Raw genomic sequence first — 2,649 nt, forward strand, 5'->3', positions numbered from 1 at the left:
CGGCGACCACCGAGATCTACACTTCTAGCTTCGTCGGCAGCGTCAGATGTGTATAATAGACATAAATTAAAATATGCTATTATATTAAGAGTATGTAAATTCAATGAAGATTATGTACTCTTAATTTTTATTGAATTGATAATTTATAAAGTGTTTTATTTACTGAAAGGAGACAACATACATGGGAAAATCAAATTCGATTTTCAGGACAAAATCTGTAGAGGAATTACTGAATAATTCTCAATCAAAAAAAGGAGGATTGAGAAAAAGTTTAGGCGCATTTGAACTGACGATGATGGGAATTGGAGCAGTTATCGGAACAGGTATATTTGTATTAACCGGAGTTGCAGCTGCAAATTATGCTGGACCAGCATTAATTCTTTCATTTATAGTTTCAGGTATGACCTGTGCTTTTGCAGCGTTATGTTATGCAGAATTATCTGTTATGATGCCTATAGCGGGAAGTGCCTATACGTATGGTTATGTGGGACTTGGAGAAATATGGGCATGGATTATAGGATGGGACCTAATACTTGAATATACAGTAACGGTGGCAACGGTTACTGTAGGCTGGTCTGCATATGTAGTTCAAATATTACAGGCGATAGGAATCAATATACCAGCTGCTTTTAGCAATCCACTCGGATTAAATGGTGGTATCATAAATTTGCCCTGCATATTTATTTTAGCTATAATCATCACTTTTTTAGTTAGGGGAGTAAGCCAGAGTGCTAAGCTCAACGATGCTTTAGTTGTCATAAAGTTGGGAGTAGTCATACTATTCATTGTTCTTGCATCAGGACATGTGAAACCGATTAATTGGCATCCATTTTTCCCTTACGGAGTAAATGGAGTATTTAAAGGAGCAGCAATAATATTTTTCGCCTATGTCGGGTTTGATGCAGTAGCTACTGCAGCAGAAGAAGTTAAAAATCCTCAGAGAGATTTACCAATTGGTATAATATGCTCACTTCTTATATGTACTGCATTGTATATTATAGTTTCAGCAGTGCTGACAGGAGTACTTCCATATTATGTGTATAAAAACACTGCTGCTCCAGTGGCATTTGCACTTCAAAAAATAGGCATTTCATGGGGCTCTGCTCTAGTTTCAGTAGGTGCTCTTTGCGGTCTTACCTCGGTACTTTTAGTTATGTGTTTTGGAGGTACCCGTATATTATTTTCACTTTCCAGGGATGGACTTCTTCCAAAGATGTTTTCGGAGGTAAATCCTAAATATGGAACACCAGTGAAAAGTACAATTTTAATAGGAACCGTGGCAATGATTCTTTCAGGTTTTTTACAAGTTGGAAGACTGGCTGAGATGACTAACATAGGTACTCTAATTGCCTTTATAATAGTTTCATTGTCTGTAATTATTTTAAGAAAGAAAAGGCCCGATTTAGAAAGAAAATTTAAATGTCCAGGGGTTCCATTCACTCCTATAATTGCAGTTGTATTTTGTTCAGTCTTGGTTGTATCTCTGCCTACTTTTACCAAGATAGTGTTTGTAATCTGGCTGGGTGTAGGATTTTCTATATATTTTATATATGGAAGAAAACACAGTACTATGAATGAGTGAACTTTAAATGTAAATCATGAGCATTAGGGAAATTTCCCTAATGCTCATTTAAGAAGCCTGTTTATTTTCACTTGAAATAATATAATTTGCCGTCCTCCACGGAATAATTTATAAGTTTATTGTTATATAAATAGGATAGAAAGGCTGATATTCCACTGAGATCTAAATGATATTCATAAAAATTTAAAGATAAATTGTTCAATATAGTTATGTTCTCCAATATATCCTCCCGGGTGAGGGGCTGATCCAGAAGATCTAGGATTTCGTTTTTGTAATTGTGTATATTGGATATGTTCTTATCTGCTAATTCGGATATTTGACTTTTATCAAGTAATTTTTTTGAGTGTCCTATTAAGAAATAATCTGCTTCCATGTCCTTTATTTTGTTCAATGAAGATAGGCTGTCATCTATATTATATAAGTACGGAAAAGAGTATTTATTAAGTATCTCGCTGCTGAAAATTGAATCTCCAAGGAAACATACTCTTTCAGGTGTTATTATTCCTATGTGTTCTATGGAATGACCGGGCAGGGCAATGATGTCGAATTTTTCATCATTCAATTTGTTTATTCCATAATCCAGAATAAAATCTACATCTATAGGCTTATTGCTTCTATCGAAAGCTCTTGAAGGATAGGATGAAGAAAGCATAGATGAAAAAAGCTCCTGATTTTCCATGAATAGACTTTCCTTTTTAGAAGTATATACAAGACAACCTGGATAATTTTTTTTGAAATACAAATTGCCGCCGCAGTGGTCTAAATGACTGTGGGTGTTTATTATGAATTTGGGGTGAAGGTTATTTTCAATAAGCAGATTGTCTATTTTTTTAGCCTCACTGTTATTTATACCTGTATCTGCAATCAGGCAGTTTTTATTTTTGAAAATAAATATTCCGCAATTGGTTGGGCCATCTATATAATAAGTGTTGCCTTTTATTTTATTCAAATTCATTTAATGACACTTCCCTTGAAAGTTAAATATCAAATTTCTATTAGTTTTTCTTTAATTAAATGATAGCATATTTTATTAAATTTTGAAATTTATATATTGAGGTGATATAATT

General features: G+C 33.8%; 2 protein-coding genes. One reads left to right on the top strand and one right to left on the bottom strand.

Going from position 1 to position 2,649, the window contains the following annotated elements:
• Nucleotides 1-181: 181 nt before the first annotated feature.
• The gene (locus tag J5G60_RS17815) at nt 182-1,582 is read left to right on the top strand and encodes an amino acid permease (protein ID WP_150356618.1); all 1,401 of its coding nucleotides are present in this window, start codon (nt 182-184) and stop codon (nt 1,580-1,582) included.
• A gap of 67 nt (nt 1,583-1,649) precedes the next feature.
• On the opposite strand, the gene J5G60_RS17820 is transcribed toward J5G60_RS17815, so the two are convergent.
• Nucleotides 1,650-2,537 (bottom strand): MBL fold metallo-hydrolase, encoded by an 888-nt coding sequence (locus J5G60_RS17820; RefSeq protein ID WP_150356617.1) that lies wholly within the window; start codon nt 2,535-2,537, stop codon nt 1,650-1,652.
• Between the last annotated feature and the right edge of the window lie 112 nt (nt 2,538-2,649).

Origin of the sequence: Clostridium sp. HV4-5-A1G, from assembly GCF_900184915.1 — a bacterium.
Classification (GTDB): Bacteria; Bacillota; Clostridia; order Clostridiales; family Clostridiaceae; genus Clostridium_B; species Clostridium_B aromativorans.